This window comes from Rhizobium sp. 42MFCr.1 (genome assembly GCF_000377185.1).
Classification (GTDB): domain Bacteria; phylum Pseudomonadota; class Alphaproteobacteria; order Rhizobiales; family Rhizobiaceae; genus Rhizobium; species Rhizobium altiplani.
This window is the reverse complement of sequence record NZ_KB897878.1, coordinates 1-19,722: the sequence shown is the minus strand read 5'-3', so window position 1 is coordinate 19,722 and position 19,722 is coordinate 1. Positions and strand designations below refer to the sequence as shown.

At 59.5% G+C, this 19,722-nt stretch carries 16 protein-coding genes; 9 read left to right on the top strand and 7 right to left on the bottom strand.

Features of this window, described 5'->3' with window-relative positions; genetic code table 11:
* The coding region (locus tag C934_RS33020) for a LysR family transcriptional regulator (RefSeq protein ID WP_037090714.1) at window positions 1-167 on the bottom strand (167 nt) is incomplete at its 3' end.
* 101 nt (window positions 168-268) lie between these two features.
* Between C934_RS33020 and C934_RS34395 the strand changes: the two genes are divergently transcribed.
* Window positions 269-529, top strand: coding sequence for a helix-turn-helix domain-containing protein (locus C934_RS34395; protein WP_083929942.1), 261 nt, complete (start codon window positions 269-271; stop codon window positions 527-529).
* Window positions 530-1,064: 535 nt separating this feature from the next.
* On the opposite strand, the gene C934_RS0130365 is transcribed toward C934_RS34395, so the two are convergent.
* The 4 genes from C934_RS0130365 to C934_RS0130350 all read right to left on the bottom strand — a co-directional run bounded on the left by C934_RS0130365 (window position 1,065) and on the right by C934_RS0130350 (window position 9,619).
* Window positions 1,065-3,323, bottom strand: a complete 2,259-nt coding sequence (locus tag C934_RS0130365; protein ID WP_018860279.1) for a VCBS domain-containing protein — start codon at window positions 3,321-3,323, stop codon at window positions 1,065-1,067.
* A 253-nt stretch (window positions 3,324-3,576) separates the two neighbouring features.
* Entirely contained in the window at window positions 3,577-6,336 is a 2,760-nt protein-coding gene (locus tag C934_RS0130360) for a cadherin-like domain-containing protein (RefSeq protein ID WP_018860278.1), read from the bottom strand.
* A 185-nt stretch (window positions 6,337-6,521) separates the two neighbouring features.
* Window positions 6,522-7,862 carry an HlyD family type I secretion periplasmic adaptor subunit gene (locus tag C934_RS0130355; RefSeq protein WP_018860277.1) on the bottom strand — a complete coding sequence of 447 codons (1,341 nt, stop codon included), beginning with the start codon at window positions 7,860-7,862 and terminating at the stop codon, window positions 6,522-6,524.
* Window positions 7,859-9,619 (bottom strand): type I secretion system permease/ATPase, encoded by a 1,761-nt coding sequence (locus C934_RS0130350; protein ID WP_018860276.1) that lies wholly within the window; start codon window positions 9,617-9,619, stop codon window positions 7,859-7,861. The genes C934_RS0130355 and C934_RS0130350 overlap by 4 nt, the downstream gene beginning before the upstream one ends.
* Before the next feature lie 281 nt (window positions 9,620-9,900).
* Between C934_RS0130350 and C934_RS0130345 the strand changes: the two genes are divergently transcribed.
* Both C934_RS0130345 and C934_RS0130340 read left to right on the top strand, forming a co-directional pair.
* Window positions 9,901-10,410, top strand: a complete 510-nt coding sequence (locus C934_RS0130345) for an AraC family transcriptional regulator ligand-binding domain-containing protein (RefSeq protein WP_156828832.1) — start codon at window positions 9,901-9,903, stop codon at window positions 10,408-10,410.
* A gap of 292 nt (window positions 10,411-10,702) precedes the next feature.
* Window positions 10,703-11,098, top strand: a complete 396-nt coding sequence (locus C934_RS0130340) for a GNAT family N-acetyltransferase (RefSeq protein WP_018860275.1) — start codon at window positions 10,703-10,705, stop codon at window positions 11,096-11,098.
* On the opposite strand, the gene C934_RS33015 is transcribed toward C934_RS0130340, so the two are convergent.
* On the bottom strand, window positions 11,095-11,571 hold the full coding sequence (locus tag C934_RS33015) for a GNAT family N-acetyltransferase (RefSeq protein ID WP_245268054.1): 477 nt from the start codon (window positions 11,569-11,571) through the stop codon (window positions 11,095-11,097). The genes C934_RS0130340 and C934_RS33015 overlap by 4 nt on opposite strands.
* Before the next feature lie 262 nt (window positions 11,572-11,833).
* On the opposite strand from C934_RS33015, the gene C934_RS0130330 reads away from it, so the two are divergent.
* From C934_RS0130330 to C934_RS0130305, 6 genes are read left to right on the top strand one after another with little or no spacing between them, the layout of a single operon-like run.
* Window positions 11,834-12,820, top strand: coding sequence for a BMP family protein (locus C934_RS0130330; protein WP_018860273.1), 987 nt, complete (start codon window positions 11,834-11,836; stop codon window positions 12,818-12,820).
* Between the two features lie 12 nt (window positions 12,821-12,832).
* The gene (locus C934_RS0130325) at window positions 12,833-14,257 is read left to right on the top strand and encodes an amidase (protein WP_018860272.1); all 1,425 of its coding nucleotides are present in this window, start codon (window positions 12,833-12,835) and stop codon (window positions 14,255-14,257) included.
* Entirely contained in the window at window positions 14,254-15,780 is a 1,527-nt protein-coding gene (locus tag C934_RS0130320; protein WP_018860271.1) for an ABC transporter ATP-binding protein, read from the top strand. Before C934_RS0130325 ends, C934_RS0130320 begins: the two co-directional genes overlap by 4 nt.
* On the top strand, window positions 15,770-16,819 hold the full coding sequence (locus tag C934_RS0130315) for an ABC transporter permease (RefSeq protein WP_018860270.1): 1,050 nt from the start codon (window positions 15,770-15,772) through the stop codon (window positions 16,817-16,819). The genes C934_RS0130320 and C934_RS0130315 overlap by 11 nt, the downstream gene beginning before the upstream one ends.
* On the top strand, window positions 16,816-17,757 hold the full coding sequence (locus C934_RS0130310; protein WP_018860269.1) for an ABC transporter permease: 942 nt from the start codon (window positions 16,816-16,818) through the stop codon (window positions 17,755-17,757). The genes C934_RS0130315 and C934_RS0130310 overlap by 4 nt, the downstream gene beginning before the upstream one ends.
* An 11-nt stretch (window positions 17,758-17,768) precedes the next feature.
* The gene (locus tag C934_RS0130305; protein WP_018860268.1) at window positions 17,769-19,064 is read left to right on the top strand and encodes an amidohydrolase family protein; all 1,296 of its coding nucleotides are present in this window, start codon (window positions 17,769-17,771) and stop codon (window positions 19,062-19,064) included.
* Between the two features lie 219 nt (window positions 19,065-19,283).
* Here C934_RS0130305 and C934_RS0130300 read toward each other — a convergent pair.
* A partial coding sequence (locus tag C934_RS0130300) for a LysR substrate-binding domain-containing protein (protein WP_018860267.1) occupies window positions 19,284-19,722 on the bottom strand: 439 nt, incomplete at its 5' end.

Here is a 19,722-nt window from a genome sequence, read left to right as displayed (position 1 = left end):
TCCACCCTTCTCGTCGAGCGGATGAACAGCGGACAGCCAAGCTCCCTTTCCAGCGACATCACATGATTGCTGAGCGCCGGCTGGGCAATGCACATCCTCGCTGCCGCCCGGCCGAAGTGCAGTTCCTCGGCCACCGCTTTGAAATAGGAAAGTTGGCGTAATTCCATGAAGTTCGTTCCTTTGCTCGCCACGCGACCATGGTGAGACTACCGTTTTTCGTATAGAATAGCCAGTTATTTTATTCACAACAGAATGATCAGGTGCGCGGATGTCGCCACGTGATCTACTCGCTTGGAATGTTAAGAAACTTCGTGTTCGTCGAGGCCTCTCACAAGAGCGGCTTGCGCTCGAAGCCGGATTGGAGCGTGTATCAATCTCTCAACTCGAGAGAAAGCAAGTGAACCTTGGAGTCGACTCTTTAGGAAAGATTGCCTCGATATTGCAATGCAAGGTTTTCGAGCTATTGCTCGAACCGACCGACGGTGAGCGACCGCCGCAAAATTTGCGTCGCGGGCGCCCAACGAAATAAGTGATTTGCCCTCGAAGCGACTGATGGACTTGAGCCGAACCGAACAAGCAGCTCATAACCGCTTGGTTTGGGGTTCGAGTTCCTCCGGGCCCACCATCCCGCTGACGCACCCGCGCTCGCCGCCAGCAGCAACGGCGACAAGCCTGATAAGACCCTCAGGATACCAAAAACCGCCGAACAGATGCGCTCGCGCAGCCCGAAAACGCCAAAGGTGAAAGGTCTCGCGTCATGGCCGACGTGCCCATGACTCAGGGGGAACCAGTCCTGGGACTTGCTCTTGGACGCCAATACCTTGCATCCCGGAGAGCCAGCTGATTGATCCCGGATATGGAATGGGCGGAACCCCGGAGTAGGCATCCTTCGAGCAAGCGGCGGAAAGCAGCCATGATCGCGAAACCGCACAGGATCGTGGCAATGCACTGCTCCGTGGTTGCCGCACCGACATACAGGCAGAGAGTCTGGCCCCAACTATTGTCGGAGCCTCCTGTCATCAAGAGCGGCGAGGCGGTAGTCCCCTTGCCCTGATTCTGCCAGATCAGATGACCCATTCCTGGATCGACACGTGGTCGACGGCGAAGCCGGCGTAGCCGTGCCTAACTCCGTTCGCGTCCGTGCAATCCGTCATGCCGGTCGACTCGATCGTCAGGTGATCTGCGCCGTCCTGACCGGCGACATCAACCTTAAAATCGTGGAACTTGTTCCAATCGACCTGACCGCCCGCGTCCGTGAAGTCAGCCAAGCTGATATCTTTGACCACCTGGCCGTTGAACCTGAACAGGAGATGGTCATCTGCGTCGGGCTGGTACGTGTTGGTACCCACGCTGTTGGTGAAAACGATGTTCTCGGCGGCGACGGAGACAGTCAACTGTGCCCGCTGACCCGTTCCGAGGTCAAGGTCCTGACCGATCTTGATGTTACCCGGCGATGCCGACGTGTCGAGCCACTGGTGTTCGTTGGCGGCGAAGCCGGTGACAAAACCGAACTTCTCGTGCTGCACCTGCATTGGCTGCGAAGTTCCGGCTTCGTTGTTCCATCCTGCGATGGAGTTGAGATTGATAAAGCCGTGTTCGTTGTTGGCGTTATCCTGCTCGAAGTTCCAGTTCTTGACCAGTTCGTTTCCGCTCAGGTGTTCGCGGCAGTCAGAGACCCAGTCGTTCAGAACGACGTGATCAATGGCCAAGCCTTGATAGGCAGCGTCCTGGCCGCTCGACTTGATGAACAACTGATCGGTGGCCAAGCTGTCATTGGCATGCACAGTGACGTCGAACTTGTAGAACTCATTGGCGGTGGCCAGGTCCGAGGCTTTAACCGTCTTCACGAGTTCGTAGTTCCACCAAAACTCAACCACCGCGTTCGGATCCGTGTGACCATCGATGCCGAGATCTTGTTTGGCGATCGAGAACGACAACTGAGCGTCGTGCTCTATATTGGTGGTCCTGTTGGACTCGCTCAGCTGTATCCAGATGTTACCTGGCGATGCCGCAGTGTCGAGCCATTGATGCTCACCAGCACCAAATCCCGTCTGAGGACCGTTCGTGCCGTCCACAACTTCCATCGACTTCGCATAAGTGCCGAGGCCTTGGCTTTCAGCGTAATCGGCAACGTTGAACCAACCGGTCGGTGCAGACGTTTGCTGATAACCGCGCGGGTCGGTTACGATGGTGTCCTCGAAAGTCCACGAGGCGATCACGTTACCGGCGTGTGGAGAGCAAACCGGCTTCTCGTCCGTGCCGGCGATGTCGATACTGACCGAAGTCTCGGTGCCGTCGACGCTGAACACTTTGAACGTGTCGGTGTAGTGCTGGTCCTTCACGAACTCGTTGTGGGCGCTGTCGGCGGTGTAAGTCCACTTACCGTCGGTACCAATCGAGAAGTGACCGTATTCACCGGCAAAGTTGGTCTGTGGCTTGAACGTATCCTGACCAGCGTCCGGGTCGGTGGCGGTCAACTGACCGTGAGCCGAGATGTCGGCTATCGTGTCACCCTCGGTCAGGTGCACCACGTCGGCCGATAATTTCGCGACGTCGTTGACACCAGTGATGTTTAACGTCAGCGTGGCCGTGCTGGTGCCGCCGTGCTGGTCGGTCACGGTGTAGTTGAACGTATCGGTAGCGGGCTCACCTTCCGCCAGCGCCGTCGCGTGATTGGCGACGTAACTGTAACTGCCGTCCGACTTGATCGTGAGATCACCGTAGACACCCTGGATAAGGGTGCCCGCGTCGGTGACATCGGCGGTCCCGACTTTCAGCACTTTCAACGTCTGGCCGACGTCCGAATCTGAATCGTTCGCCAACACACCGTTGATCGCCGACACGGTGATGGATGCGTCTTCGGCAACCGCCGCGCTCTCGCCCACCGCAACCGGTGCGTCGTTAATCACGACCGGGGCTGGCGGGGGCGGCGTACCAACAACATCCACGTGAGCCGAGGACCATGTACCCTTGTTACCGATTTGGACCATGTAGTCGAAGTCCTGACCGTGTTCACCGATGTCAAACGACATCCAATTGTGAGTGACCGGGTCGATCTTTACGGTGATCCCGTGATCGAGCAGGTAAGCCTTCTGCGCGTCGAGGGTCGGGATGCCATTGGCAACGGCACCATATTTGCCACCGGCGTAGTCGGTGATGTTGCCGAAGAAAAACTGCTTGGTGACGTCAACCTTGGCGGCCCCGCCGGGGTCGTTCTTGAGCAGATCGGCGATGGTGAAGTCATAGTCCCCGTTCAAGCCGACGACGTCGTCCTTGGCCGCGCCCGAATTCTGTGCGGAGTTTGATGTTGTAGAAGTACCCATTTTTTGCGTTTCCAGTTACTGGAGGCTATGTGTGTTCCGGGTCCCGTCGTCGCCCTGTTCACGACGGGTCGGTAGACGGACGGGACGTTTCCCTCCCGTCCGCTGTTATCAAGCGATGATGAAATCAGCGGCTGTTAGCGCCGTCCCGGCATGAAGCTGGGCGAACTGGACCGCGACACCGGCACCGTTGGCGTACGGTCGAAGAGCGGGCCGAAAGGCCCGCTCCCAATTCGCTCGCGAGAAGGATCGCACCTCAGAGGATGAAATCCGAAGCGGTCAAGCCCAGGCCGGTACCTGTCAGGGTGATCGTCATTTCGTCGTTGCCCGTATTGCCGTTGGTATCGAAGTGAACGGTCGTGTTCCCGCCACCTTCAGTGAACCAGACGCCGTGCGCGGTGGCCACGGTGCCACCGAATGTGAAGTCACCAGTACCTCCGCCACCCGAGTTGATCGAGTGCACGTCGATTTTATCGAACCCATGGTGGAAGTCGTGGATCGTGTCGGGAGCGTTGAACAAGCTATCGTCTGCAGTCGTAAACACGAACTTGTCGTTGCCGGAGCCGCCCCAGAGGTGATCCGCACCGTTACCGCCGGTGATGTTGTCGTCGCCTGATCCCCCATAGATCGTATCGTTTCCATTTTGACCCAGATCGTCGTTTCCGCCACGGCCGTACAGGGTGTCGCCGCCATCTTTAGCGTTGACCTGATCGCCGTTTATGGGGTCGTTAGTGGCAACGATTGTATCGGCTTGTTGGCTTCCATTGAAGGTGTGACCGTTGCCGGTGGCACCGCCCGACGTTACTTGTAGGTTGCCATTGACGTCGTGGACGTCATAGTCATTTGTGGTGTCGCTATCGGCTTCGACCACGTCGGTGATTGCGAGATGGAAGGTCTGCGAGGCGTCCGGATTGCCGCCGACGCTTGCGTCATTGACGTTCACCGTCACGTCGTAGCTTTTCTGCGTCTCGAAGTCCGCGCCGCCGATGAAGTGCAACTCGGTGCCGACGATCTTAAACGCCGCAGCGTCGGTGCCCGACAGTGACACTACGTTGGTGCCCAGCGCGTCGTCGGAGACAACGATGTCGGCAACCTTGATCTCGCCGCCGTTCTCCGCCGTCGACGTCAGCGTGTTCGCCAGCGCCACGCTCGGTGCCTCGTTCACGTCGGTGATGGCGAGATGGAAGTTCTGCGAGGCGTCCGGATTGCCGCCGACGCTTGCGTCATTGACGTTCACCATGACGTCGTAGCCCGCCTTGGTTTCGAAGTTCGCACCGCCGTTGAAGTGCAGCTCCTTGCCGCCACCCGCTCCGTCCACGATCGAGAACGAGGCCGCATCCACCCCCGACAGCGACAGCACATTGGTGCCCGAATCGACGTCCGTCACTGCAATATCGGCAACCTTGATCGAGCCCCCATTCTCGGAGGTCGATATCACCGTGTTCGACAATACTACCGCGGTCGGCGCGTCGTTGACCGCCGCCAGCGATAACGTCTGGCTGGCCGTGACGTCGCCGCCGTTACCGTCGGTGACGTGGTAGCTGAGGTTGACCTGACCGTTGAAGTTGGCGGCCGGCTTGAAGGTCCAGCTGTCGTCGGCGTTTTTGGCCCAGGTGCCGTCATTCGAGGACAGCCCCGAGACCGAGAGCGCGTCGTTCTCCACATCGGTGTAGCCGGCCAGAAGATCGGCCTTGCTGATCGTGTAGCTCGTGTCCTCGGTACCGGCCGCGAGCGTCGCCGGCGTACCGGTCAACACCGGCGCGTCGTTGACCGCCGCCAGCGATAACGTCTGGCTGGCTGTGACGTCGCCGCCGTTACCGTCGGTGACATGGTAGCTGAGGTTGACCTGACCGTTGAAGTTGGCGGCCGGCTTGAAGGTCCAGCTGTCGTCGGCGTTTTTGGCCCAGGTGCCGTCATTCGAGGACAGCCCCGAGACCGAGAGCGCGTCGTTCTCCACATCGGTGTAGCCGGCCAGAAGATCGGCCTTGCTGATCGTGTAGCTCGTGTCCTCGGTACCGGCCGTGAGCGTCGCCGGCGTACCGGTCAACACCGGCGCGTCGTTCGCCCCGTGGATGGTCACTGAGATAACCTGCGCGGTCCCGTCGGCGGTATTCACCGTGATGCTGTCGGTGTAGTCGGTGCCCTGCTTGAACTCGTTGTGGGCGTCGTTCATGGTGTAGTTCCATGAACCATCCGCCTCGATCGAGAACGAACCGTATTTACCGGCCACGTCGGTCTGCTGCTGGAACGTCGCCTGATCGTGATCCGCGTCGGTGACCTCAAGTTTTCCGGTGTACACCTGTGCTTCGTTCGTCTCGTCGAAATCACCCCCGACTTCACCGCTGATCTTGGCAGCGTCGTTCATGCCGGTGACCGTGATGGTCAACGTCGAGGTAGCGGTACCACCGTGACCGTCGTTCACGACGTACTCGACTTGGATTGCCTTCTGCTCGCCGGCGGCCAGCTTCTGGAACTCAGCACCGGCAGCATCGAACGTGTAAGAACCGTCCGAGTTGAAGGTAAGGCCAGCCGGGGCCGTACCCTTGAGCGAGTAGGTAAGGCTGTCGCCGTCGATGTCCGCGCCCTTGACGTTACCGGAGATGCTCTTGTCCTCTTCCACGGTGTTCGTAAAAGCTTCGGCCGTCGGTGCGTGCCTCACGTCCACGTCGGCCTGTGACCACGTACCCTTGTTGCCCATCTGGACCATATACTGGATATCGGTAGCGTCGTTCTTGATGGTGAACTCGGTGAAAGCGGCGTTGCTCTCGATGTGGTGCGCCAGCAGATAAGCCCTCTGCGCGGCGACGGTCGGGATGCCTTTAACGATCTGGTTAGCGGCGTAGTCAGCAATGTTCCCGAAGAAAAACTGCTTGCTGACGTCGTTCTTCGCCGCACCGCCGGCGTCGTTAGCCAGCAGGTCCGCGATGGTGAAGGTGAGGTCGCCGTTCAGGCCGACGACGTCGTCCTTCGCGGCGTTGTTCGTCGTTGCCGACGGGGATGATGGCGATTGAGCCATTGTACTCTACTCTCTGTTTCCGGATAAGGCTGTTTGTGGACAAACCAATCCCGCCGCCGCCCCCTTCGCGACAGGGTTGGTGTCTGTGAATTTGTGAGATCCCCCTAAAGACCCTCGTTGGCGTTGTTCGGGGCACGGAATAACGTGTTCACATTGTTGGCGTTTTGTTGCCCCGCATCTTTGATTTATTTTTCCCGCAGGGACCGGCGGAAGTTCTGGGTGATCGGCTCCGAGAGGTATTCCAGCACGGTCCGGCTCCCCGTCCGGATCATCGCCTCGCTCGTCATACCCGGCAGCAACTTGCGCCCCTCCAGCTTGGTGAGTTCGCTCCTGTTGATCAGGATGGTTGCGGCGAAGTAGGGCGCGCCTGTCCGCTCTTCCACAAGTCTGTCAGCTGATAGGGTGTCCACGACACCGTCGAGCGGGGGTAGGTTGTATCGGGCGAACGCCGGGAAGTTCACGTGTGCCGTCTGGCCTGGCGCGATCGTCTCGACGTCCTCGGGCTTCACCATGGCCTCGACCACCAATTGTTCGTCAAGAGGCACGACCGTCAACAACGTCTCACCGGGCTTCACGACGCCGCCAGTCGTGTGTACTTTCAGGTCCATGACGATACCGTCCACCGGTGCGGTGATGTTGGTGCGGGCAAGCACGTCCCTGGCAGCACGCTCCTGTTGACGGAGATCGGACAACTCCGCCTCGGTCTTGCTCAACTCATCGACGGCGTCGTTCAGCCGCTTGGTGTCGAGGTTCAAGATCTGCATTTGGATCTCGGCCATGGCGCTCTTGGCGCGGGCGACTGATGCTGTGTTCGTCGCCCGCTCACCCTCGTATTCGTGCTGCTGGCGTCTGAGCAACAAACCCCGCTCCCGGGTTGTCAGACCCTTCTGGAGCAAGACGTCGAGGTCGTTCGCCTCTTTGTCGATGTCTGCGATCTGCTTGTCCTCGGTCGCAATGAGGTTCTTCAGTCCGGCAATTTCGTCCTCGCTCTGCTGGCGGCGCTGGGTGAGAATTTCCCGCTCGTCCTTCAGGTTGTGGTACTTCGCGTTGAACAAGTCCCGCTGCGTGATAATCGCCTCCTTGGCAGCTGCCGACGGGTTTGCCAGCAGTACCGGGCCGAACTCGACCTCGCTCTTGTCGTCCCGCTCGGCTCGTAGCCGTGCGGCCAGAGCCTCGCGGGTGACGATACGGCTCTGGATCAGGTCCAACTGTGATTTTGCCTGAGTGCTGTCCAATCTGACCAGGACGTCACCTGCCTTGACGATGAGGCCGTTGGTAGCGTCCAGTTCCTTGATGATGCCGCCCTCGAGATGCTGGACCTGTTTCCGGTCACCGGCGACCTTGATCACGCCCCCGGCGACGGCGGCACTGTCCAGTGGGGCCAACGCCGCCCAACCACCGGCCACGCCGAAGAACAGGGCCATTATCGCCACGCCGGCGTAGGTCACGCCCTTGATGCGCAGTGGTCGATGTTCCGACGTGGGCATCTGGATACCGGGTAGAGGTATGATGTTCTGGCGGCTCATGCTTCTTTCACCTCTGTCATTTTTTCCTTGACCACCATCTGCGCTACCTTCGGCATCTGGGCCACTTTACGATTGCGGCTCGCTATCTCGGCAAACACTGCGTCACGCGGGCCGAACAGGTCCTGTTGACCTCGGTTCAGCACCAGCACCTTGTCCACCTGCTCCATGATGCTTGGTCGGTGGGCGATCAGGATGACGCTCATACCGGTGTGCTTGGCTGCGCTGATGGCCTCCGCCAAAGCGTCCTCACCATCCTTGTCCAGATTGGAATTCGGTTCGTCCAGTATCAGCAGTGCGGGGTTGCCGAAGAATGCCCGTGCCAACCCGATTCGCTGGCGTTGCCCACCGGATAGTGACGCACCTGCCTCGCCGATCTCGGTGTCGTAGCCCTTCGGCAATCCCTTGATCAGTTCGTGGACGCCCGCCGTCTGCGCGGCCTTGACGACCTTGTCAAAGACCGTGTGGTTCAGTTTGGTAAACCGGGCGATGTTCTCGGCCACCGTACCGGCGAACAACTCGATGTCCTGCGGCAGGTACCCGACGTGGAGACCCCGGTCCTCAGCTGCCCACTCGGCGACGTTCATGCCGTCAAGTAACGCCCGCCCGCCGGTCGGTCGCCAAGCACCAGCCAGTATTCTCGCCAGACTCGTTTTGCCAGATGCACTCGGGCCGATCATCGCCAGTACCTCACCGGGTCTGAGTTGGAAGCTGATGCCTCTCAGGATCGGCTCACCGTCCTTTCTGGCTAGCGTGATGTTCTCTGCAGTGAATCTGCCGGTCGGTCGCGGCATCGGGAAAACTGGGACGTCTTCCTGGCGGTTCCCAGCGATTGCCACGAGACGCTTGTAAGCAGCACGTGCCCCGATCGTCGCCTTCCACGTCCCGATCGCTTGTTCCACCGGGGCCAGCGCACGACCCATCAAGATTGAGGCCGAGATCATGATACCGGGCGAAGCCTCGTTCCGAAGCACGAGATAAGCACCGATACCGAGTACACCCATCTGGAGAGCCATCCTGTAGCATTTCGCGATGGCTGAGATCGTGCTGCCCCTGTTGGTGGCTGTTGTCTGCTCGTTGCTCGCCTTGTCCTGTTGGGCCCGCCAGACTTCGAGCAATGGCTTCATCATGCCCATTGCCTGTACGACTTCGGCGTTCCGGATCGCGGCCTCGGCCTGTTGGTGTGCTCTGGCTTGTGCGTTACCGGCGTCTGTCAGGGGCTTGCGGGTTACCCACTCGTTCAGGAATGCCAGTGCGAACAGCCCGACACCGCCGGTCAGCGCCAACCAACCCAGCCACGGGTGCATCAGGAAGATCGCGGCGAAGAACAGTGGTGCCCACGGCGCGTCGAGGATCGGGTAGATACTCGGGCTGGTGAAGAAATTCTTGACTTGGTCGAGATCCCGCAGTGCGCGACCGTTCCCCTGACCGGGAGACACGGCGGACAGCTCAACTGATGCCGTCAGCAACACCGGTGCCAACCGCGCGTTCATCCACGCGCCGATCGTGGCCAGCATTCTGGATCGCACCACGTCCAGACCCGCCATCGTCACAAGCGCACAAGTGGCCATCAGCGACAGCATCAACAACGTTTCCACGCTGTGGCTTGATAGCACCCGGTGGTAGACTTGGAGCATGTAGATCGTCCCGGTCAACATCAGTATGTTGATCCCGGCGGTGAACACGATCAGCGGTCGCACGGCGCGTCTGGCTTCTTTCGTCACCACCTGCAAGGCAGGTGGGTGTTTGGCTGTTTTCATCTCTGCCCTCAAAAACCCCATAAGCTACGTTGGTTTATGCGTAGCCGTTCGTAACTTGTTCACATTGTCGGTATGTAATTTCGTCGCTGAAATGCGGTTGAGGCGCACTGCCTACTTTTCGCTGACGATATACAGAATTGGCGAGGTGCTCGGCTTGCCATGCGCAGACAAAGATTTGCGCTGAGCTGCCATACGTCGCATACTGCGTGTGTCGCGGTGGCAGCGATGTCCAACCCGTTTGTCAGAGACCAGCAGTGGCGCAAGTTTGTCGACGAATTATTTTGCTCGACGACCAAGGGGGACGCAGTTGGCCAGTTCACGAAGGGCGGGAACGATGCCCCAAGAGCTCATATCCACCTCTCAAAGGCTCACTGCTGCGCACAGCAATGGAGTTGGCTTCGCGCCTGGCACTCTCCCGGATCAGACAGAAAAACATCGATCCGCTGCCCCCGCTGAAACGATCCAACCTGACCGAGGCAATGCTTGACGAGCGAAAGCGCCTCAGCATCGCATCGCAGATAGAATTCCTAGGTGAGGCGTCTCGGGTGCTCAACGACGAGTGGCTCGGCCTCACTCTGGCGAAACAGCTCGATCTGCGAGAGATCGGCATGATCTACTACTTGGCCGCCTCGTCGTATTCATTTGGCGACGCTCGTCGCCGTATTGTACGATATGCTCGTGTGGTCAGCGAAGCGTCGGAACTTCGGATCGACCGGCGGGGTACGAACATTAAATCTGGCCATATCCTATTCGGGATTTTCCAGACACGCCGACCGACATCAGGCAGCTGAAGGCTTGAGCTTTGGCGAAATCTTGGACCAACTACGGCGTGACTTGGCAATGCGCTACCTCGAGGACGATCTTCCGGCATCGCAAATCCCGTGGTTGCTTGGTTTTCATCAGCCCAGCTCTTTCAGTCACGTGACGCTCGAAGCCGTCGCTGGGCGTGTTCCAGAAGATTGCGGTGAGAAAGTTGAGAGCGGCGCTCCGGTGATGTTGCCGCCCATGCTAAAAACAGTCGTGATACCGCACCTGAGACGACCTTACCCCAGAAGAAGCCGAGATGAACGACGAGGAGTTTGAATGATTGCTATTCACGTCGATCCCTTCCCTTCGAACGAAGAACTGAACGAGCTTTGGGCGGAAGCTTGGGGCAGTTACGACAGAAGGGATTTCCGAAAGATTTTAGCACGCAGCTTAACGCATGTTGGAGCCTACGAAGACGAGAGCCTGATCGGCTTCGTCAACGTCGCCACAGATGGTGGGTTGCACGCCTTTGTTCTGGATACCTGTGTCAGGCCAATGTGGCGTAGGAGGGGGATCGCGACGATGTTAGTCAAGGAAGCGACGAGTGCTGCGCGAGTGCGAGGGGCGACGTGGCTCCATGTCGACTTCGAACCGCATCTGACCTCATTCTATCGTGCTTGCGGGTTTAAATCGACAGAGGCAGGACTCATGCGGTTGGCAAATCCGGGCTAGCTTATGAAGGCAGCTGGACTAATTGGCGCAGTCCGGTCGCGAGCGTTGTCGGCATGAACAAACAGTTCGATCCGGATTAAGCCCACGTCGTTTGCTGCGTTCAAAGCCGCCTCCATCAAACGCTGTCCAAGTCGGTTACCGCGATAGGCGGGAATAATCCCCATTCCGAGCGATCCACGGTGCGATTGGGTCGGCCGGGAATGGCGAATAATGTCGCACCAGCCGACGACCCGCCCCTTGTCGAGGGCGACGAACTGCGGATTGCCCTTGTCAATCATGCCGAGTACGAAGCTGCGCAGCTCTGAGAATGGAGGGGCTTCCAGCCAAGTCAGATACTTTCGTTCCCGTGCGACAACGTCGAGCGCTGTGTGGAAACCTTCGATGTTTTCCAGTGCGATAGGAACGATATCTATTTGACCTGGCGTACACATGGATTTGTCGGTTACCCCTTCCCGTCGAACTGCAAGCTTCATTGAAACTCGCGCACCCTCGGATTGCAATCGGAAAGGTATGCGACTTTAGAAAGTGTCCCCGCTGAGGTACACCTCACGTCCAGATTTCATGGCTGTGAGAATTTCATTCAGGGCAAGGTCAGAACCGCCAGCCCGACGGCAACACACGATGTTGCGGACGGCGATTGGCTATGCCCATTTTTTAAACCCGGACCTCGCTTGACACTTTTTTAGCCCCTCCATATGGTTTTGAACCAAACGGTAAAAAAAAGGGGGACCAATCATGACAAAAGACCTTCTCATGTCACGTCGCGCACTCATGGCCTCGGGCATTGCCCTGGGCGTCAGCGGGTTGGCGCCGATCGCCCGCGCCGCCGCCCCATTGAAGGTGGCAGGCATCCATGCCTCGCCTGTCGAGAACGCCTGGAATTCCTGTCTTCACAAGGCCTTGCAGGACGCCGCCAAGGAAGGCGTGATTGAATATGTATTTTCAGAAGGCGTTTCCGGGACCGACTATCCCCGCGCCATGCGCGAATATGCCGAGCAAGGAAACAAGTTGATCATCGGCGAAGCCTATGCTGTCGAAAAGGAAGCGCGCCAGGTGGCGGCCGACTACCCCGACACGGCCTTCGTTCTTGGATCGAGTGGCAAGGAAGAAGGCAGCAATTTCGGCGTCTTCGGCACCTGGAATTACGACGGCGCCTATCTCGCGGGAATGTTGGCAGGCAAGATGACCAAGTCGAACGTGGTCGGCTCCGTCGGTGCCATGCCTATTCCCGAGGTCAACATGCTGATCAACGCCTTCGCCGAAGGTGTCAAATCGGTCAATCCTGACTGCAAGCATCTCGTTGCCTTTATTGGGACGTTCTTCGATCCGCCGAAGGCGCGCGAGGCGGGCCTTGCCCAGATCGATGCTGGTGCGGACATACTGTTTGGCGAGCGCATCGGCACTGCCGATGCAGCCAAGGAACGCAAGATCAAGGCTGTCGGATCACTGATAGACTATACCCCGCGCTATCCCGACACCGTCTTTGCGAATGCCCTCTGGGGATTCCGGCCCATTCTGAATGCGGCGATTGCCGATGTGGCTGCGGGCAAGCCAGTCGGCCGCAACTACACGGCCTTCGGCCTGATGAAGGAAGGCGGAAGCGACATCGTCTTTGTGAAGGGCGTGGCACCGGCAGACGCGGAAGCGGCCATGGAAGCCAAGCGCGCCGACATCAAGGCCGGCAAGTTTGAGGTGCCGCAGAACATGGAACAGCCCAAGTAATTCGGCCGATCCATGCCCGGCAAACGGCCAGTAGACGCCACCGACGTTTCGGAACTGATCCGTTCCGGCCAACTGACCGCAACGGAGGCGATGCGGCTGTCCCTGGCCGCTGCCACCCGCCTTTCCAGTCTTGGTGCCATTACTCATCTTGATGCGACCATGGGGATGGCGGCAGCCCAGGCGGCCGACGACGAGCGTCGGTTGGCCCCGATCCGTTTTACTGCGCGTGCGTTTGGTGGGGTGCCGACGCTTGCCAAGGATCTTGGCGGTCCGTTCAAGGGACTGCCGGTTGCAGCCGGTTCACGTCTTTTCAAGCGAGACTCCGGCGATGCGGATTCCGAGCTTGCGGCGCGGTTCCGCGCGGCCGGCTTTTGCCTGTTTGGGCTGACCACGAGCCCCGAATTCGGGCTGTCGCTCGCAAGTGAGCCAGCGATTGGTCCGGTCTGTCGAAATCCGCATGACCGATCGCGAACTGCTGGCGGTTCGTCGGGTGGTGCCGCCGCAGCTGTCGCCGCCGGCATCGTTTCAACAGCACATGCGACCGACGCTGGCGGCTCCATTCGGGTTCCCGCCGCCTGCTGCGGCCTGGTTGGCCTGAAGCCCAGTCGGGGCGCCATGCCAGCGGGTCCTTCGTTCGGTAATCATCTCGGTGGCATCGCGAGCGAATTCGTCGTGACGCGCTCGGTCCGGGACACCGAGCTCGCTCTCACAGCGTTGAGCGGTAAAGCACGCGGCCCTTTTCCGGATGTGTCCATGACAGCCCCCCCTTCGTCCCGCCTGAAGATCGGTCTCTTGACGGATACCGGCGTGCGGTTTCCAACCGCCGCTGACCGGCTGGATGCTGTCGAGGCGGCGGCCACTGCGCTCGAGATCGACGGCCACGATATCGTCCGTCTACGGTGGAGTGATCTTGAAACCACCGTAGGAGACAGCGCGCGCGTTTTCGAGGACATAGTCGCCGTCAACCTGTTCAACCTGGTCCAGGACCTTGCCCTCGACATGGCAAAGGCCGAGCGCCTGACACGGGCAGTCGCCGAACAGGGCAGCGCGATGCCTGCCGCCGCCCTTTGGGCATCGCTGAACAAGGCTGTTCTCGTCAGCCATCATATGTGGGCCCTGTTCGACAGGGTTGATTGCGTTCTGTCCCCAATGCTGTCGTCGGCGCCACTTGCGGTCGGTTCGTTCCCATCGGATCATGCCGACATCGAGCTGCATTTCGAACGCATGGCTGCCTTCGCGCCGCTCGCGCCACTCGCCAATGTCTCGGGAGTCCCTGCCTTGACGCTTCCTTTCGGATCAGATGCCGCCGGCCTGCCGCTACCGATCCAGCTGATGGCGCCAATCGGCCACGATCTGCAGCTCCTGTCGCTTGCCTTCAGACTGGAAGCCGAAGGAAGGTGGCAACACCCCTTCCCAATCGCGGAATCTGATGCATGACCACCGTGCTCGAAATCTCCCGTGTCTCAAAATGGTTCGGCGACAACCTTGCCAACGACGACATTTCGCTGTCGCTGAAGGAAGGAGAAATTATCGCACTTCTTGGCGAGAATGGCGCCGGCAAGACGACGTTGATGAGCATTCTCTTTGGCCACTATGTGCCAGACACCGGCCGGATAGTGATCCATGGCCGTGAGCTGCCGCCGGGGAGGCCCCGCGAGGCAATCCGGGCTGGCGTTGGCATGGTGCACCAGCATTTCTCGCTCGCGCCAAATCTCACGGTCATCGAGAACATCATGACCGGAACGCAGAAACTCTGGGCGTTGCGCTCGAGTACAAATGCCGCGCGCAGGAAGCTCCTTTCTATTTCGGATCGTTTCGGCCTCAAGGTCGATCCTGACGAGCGCCTCGGTGATCTTTCGGTCGGGGAACAACAACGGGTCGAGCTTCTCAAGGCGCTTTTCAACGATGCTCGAATCCTGATCCTCGACGAACCCACCGCCGTTCTCACCAATATCGAGGCCGAAAGGCTATTCTCGACGTTGAAGGAAATGGCCCGTCAGGGATTGTCGGTGATCTTCATCTCCCACAAGCTGGATGAGGTCATGGCCGCGGCCGACCGAATTGTCGTGCTGCGCGGCGGCAGGATGGTCGCCGAGCGTCTTCAGTCGGAAACCAGCAAGGCCGAACTCGCTGAACTGATGGTGGGCCACCGGGTCAGCCGCCCCGTTCGCGAACCATCGACACCCGGCGCGGTTGTCCTCAAAGGCGTTGGCATCACCTCCAGAGTTGGCGGGGTTGACAGGCTGAAGAGCATCAACTTCCAACTCAGCGAAGGCGAGGTGCTCGGGATCATCGGCGTTTCCGGTAACGGCCAGGCGCCCTTGGCAGCCTTGTTGTCCGGCGTGCTGTCTCGCACGGCGGGTGACCTCATCCTGTTCGGAAAAAATGTCGGCAATCTCGACGTGGCGGACGTCGTAGCAGCTGACATCGGCCGCATTCCCGAAGACCGAAACAAGGAAGGGGCGATCGGCGAAATGGCGATATGGGAAAACGTCGTGCTTGAGCGTCTTCCCGCTTTCTCCCGGGCTGGAATGGTGGACCGCAAGGCTGGGATGACGTTTGCCCGGGAGATCATCGATGCCTTTGACGTGAGAGGTGGTGCGCCGCGCAGCCGTACCCGCCTCCTGTCGGGTGGGAACATGCAAAAGCTCATCCTCGGCAGGAATCTGCAGCAGCGTCCCCGTATTTTGATCGCCGCCCAGCCGGCACGCGGTCTCGACGAGGGCGCAGTTGCCGCCGTCCACGCCCGGATCCTTGAAGCCCGCAGGCAGGGCACTGCGGTGTTGTTGATCTCCGAGGATCTTGATGAGGTGATCGCGCTTGCTGACCGCATCCAGGCGATTGTTGATGGCAGGCTGTCGCCACCGGTCGACGCGGGCGACGTCGATGCACGCCGCCTGGGCCTGATGATGGCGGGCGACTGGAGTGAGACACCTACGGAGACCAGACATGCGCCTTGAACGCCGCGAGCATCGGCCGGTCTATCTCCTGGTTGGTTCGCCGATCGCTGCCGTCGTCTCAGCACTTCTGCTTGCCGGCATTCTGATCGCAATCGCCGGCGCGCCGGTCCTGGAAGCCTATCGGCGCATCCTGATTGGCGCCTTCGGCTCACGTCTCTCGGCGACCGAGACCTTGACCCGGGCGACGCCCCTTATCCTGACCGGTCTTGCCGCCGCGACGGCCTTTCGGGCGAGGCTTTGGAATATCGGCGCGGAAGGCCAGTTCTACGTCGGCGCTATCGCAGTCGCCGCCTGCGGCTCCAACATGCTGGCAGGCCTGCCGGGCCCGATCCTCATTCCCGCCTTGCTATTGATCGGTGCTGTTGCGGGCATGGTACTGATCCTCATCCCGCTGTGGCTCAGACTGCGCTTCTCTGTTGATGAGGTGGTGACCAGCCTCCTGATCAACTTCATCGCGCTGCTTTTTGTCTCCATGCTGATCAACGGTGTGCTGAAGGATCCAATGGCCTTTGGGTGGCCGCAGTCGCAGTCAGTGGTCGACCATGCCATGCTGCCGAAGCTGGTTGCGCGCTCGCGACTCCATATCGGCCTCCTGATTGCGATCGTCCTTGCTGTCATCATCCATTTCCTGCAGACGAGGACGGTCTTTGGCATGCAGTCACGCGCTGCTGGCCTCAGTCCGCAGGGTGCAGCGTTTGCCGGCGTGCCGCTGACGCGGACCCTGGTCAAGGTTGCCTGCCTTTCCGGGGGCCTTGCGGGACTTGCCGGCGCAATCGAGGTCCTCGGCGTCAAGGGCTACGTCACCACGGATTTGTCTCCTGGCTTCGGCTATTCAGGAATCGTCGTCGCGATGCTCGCCAACCTGAACCCACTCGGCGTCGTGCTCGCGGCGCTGTTCACGGCAACCATGTTCGTCGGTGCCGACGGCATGAGCCGCAGCCTCGCCATACCAACCTACATCGCTGATGTAACGGTAGCGCTGTCGCTCCTGACGATGCTCGTTGCCCTGTTCTTCACCCAATACAGGATCCGGCGATGAACGTTATTGTCGACATCATCTCATCGGCGGGCCTGTGGGCGGCGATCCTTCGAATTGCCACCCCTCTGATCTTTGGAACTCTTGGCGCACTTCTGTGCGAACGAGCCGGCGTTCTCAACCTCGGCATCGAGGGCATCATGACCTTCGGCGCTATGATCGGCTGGCTTGCGGTCTATCATGGCGCTGACCTTTGGACCGGTCTCTTTGTGGCTGCGCTGGCAGGCATGGTGTTTGGTTTCCTGCACGCCGCGATGACCGTTACGCTCGGCCTGTCCCAGCATGTCTCAGGTCTTGGCGTGACCCTGTTTGCCTCAAGCTTCAGTTACTATGTGTTCCGTCTGATTGTCCCCGTGGCCGGCACACCGCCAACGATCGTCCCCTTCCAGCCAATCAGCATCCCTGGCCTTTCCACCGTGCCATTTGTTGGACCGGCCTTTTTCACGCAGACAGCACCCACCTATCTCGCCATCCTCATTGCGCTCCTTCTTGCCTACGTCGTCTTTCGCACGCCGCTTGGTCTTGCAATTCGCATGACCGGCGAAAACCCGCATGCGGCAGAGGCTCAGGGCGTCGATCCGATCCGGATACGCTATGGTGTGGTGATCGTCGGCAGCGCGTTGATGGGCATGGGCGGCGCGTTCCTGACGCTGTCAGCCTTCAACAGCTTCTTCCCGACCATGGTCCAGGGTCGTGGGTGGATCTGCATTGCGCTCGTCGTCTTTGCATCCTGGAGACCCGGGCGTGCACTTTTCGGAGCGCTGCTCTTTGCCTTCTTCGACGCTTTCCAGCTTCGCCTGCAGACCGTCGTCCAAGGTATCCCCTACCAGATCTTTCTGATGACGCCTTATGTCCTGTCGATCCTGGCGCTTGCCGTCATGGCCCGCCGCGCGCGCGTTCCTCAGGCCCTGATGCAATCCTATCGCCGTGGCGAACGATAAAAGGAGACCCAATGTTCGAACTGATCATCAGGAAAGCGAACCTCCCCGATGGCCGCACCGGGATCGACATTGCAGTGGAGAACGGAAAGATTGCTGCCGTCGAGCATCAGATCCAGGCTTCTGCCGGCACGGAAATCGATGCAACGGGCCGGCTGGTGACGCCTCCCTTCGTCGATCCCCATTTTCATATGGATGCCACGCTGTCACTCGGCCTGCCGCGAATGAACATCTCCGGCACGCTGCTGGAAGGCATCTCGCTCTGGGGCGAGCTTCGTCCGTCATTGACACAGGAGGCGCTGGTCGATCGCGCCCTGCGCTATTGCGACCTTGCCGTAAGCCAGGGCCTTCTTTCCATCAGAAGCCACGTCGATACGTCCGATCCACGTCTGGTAACCGCCGAGGCTCTGATCGAGGTTCGAAAACGGGTAAAGCCCTACATCGACTTGCAACTCGTTGCCTTTCCGCAGGATGGCTATTACCGGGCGGAAGCCGGCGTCGAGTCGCTGAACCGTGCCCTCGACATGGGGATCGACATTGTCGGCGGTATTCCGCACTTCGAGCGAACGATGGAAGACGGCCGCGCGTCTGTCGAGGCGCTGTGCAGGATCGCCGCTGATCGTGGACTTCCGGTCGACATGCATTGCGACGAGACGGACGATCCGATGTCGCGTCACATTGAAACGCTTGCCGCCCAGACTGTGCGTTTCGGCCTTCAGGGACGTGTTGCCGGTTCCCACCTTACCTCGATGCATTCGATGGACAACTACTATGTCTCAAAGCTCATCCCGCTGATGGCCGAGGCCGAAATCAATGTCATCCCCAATCCACTGATCAACATCATGCTACAGGGCAGGCACGATACATATCCCAAGCGCCGCGGCATGACACGTGTGCGTGAACTGATGGATGCCGGGCTTAACGTCTCCTTCGGGCACGACTGCGTGATGGATCCCTGGTATTCGATGGGCTCGGGCGACATGCTGGAAGTCGGACATATGGCGATCCATGTCGCGCAGATGGCCGGCATCGCTGACAAGAAAAAGATCTTCGACGCCCTTACGCTGAACTCTGCAAAGACGATGGGTCTTGAAGGTTATGGCATGATGAAAGGCTGCAACGCGGACTTTGTTGTCCTGCAGGCAGCCGACCCGATTGAGGCATTACGGCTCAAGCCCACACGGCTTTGGGTCATCCGCCGGGGCAAGATTATCGCTCAATCAAAGCCACGGATCGCCGAATTGTCTCTCGATGGCCGGCCCACAACGATCGACAGCGGTCGCGATTACGTCCCGATGACGTCCTCGTGAGGGCCGAAATGTGCTCGTCCCTCGCGCCGCGCTTTGACAGATATCAAGGAGGATTTTTCGGAACACGATGGACTGAAATGGCGATGACGTCCGCTATGCGGGCAAGAGCGTACAGTGCAACTGAAATGACGTTAGCGGAAATAGCCAACAGTCATGGCTCGATTTTGCTACGGCTGATCACCTCTTCGCCAAAATCGAACGGTGTCTTGCAGTCGCAGGTCACGAGCGTCCCCCTGCCCTTGCCAGCGACCGTGCGATGTCGACGATATCGTCACGGCCAGCGGTTGGATCTTCTCTGTTCCAGGCAATGCCAAGCCCGATCCTAAAGTCGATCCCGCTTACCTTCTTCAGCTCAAAGCCGCGATTGGGAAGATCAAGCGTCCACTCCGGCGCAAAGCCGATGCCTAGCCCGGCAGAGACCAGCGACACCAGCGCATAGGTGTCATCGCAGCTGAAGGCAATGTTGGCGGTGAGGTCGTATTCGGCGAACTTCTCATTGAAGTATCGTTCCGAAAAGGACAGGTTCTGCCGGTTGAAGGCGATGATCTTCTGAGTGCGCAGATCATCGATGCTGATCTCGTCCCTGGCTACCAGTGGATTGGCATGGCCAACCGCCAGGTAGTAGCGCTCATGCGCAAGCGAGACGAAGCGCAAGGAG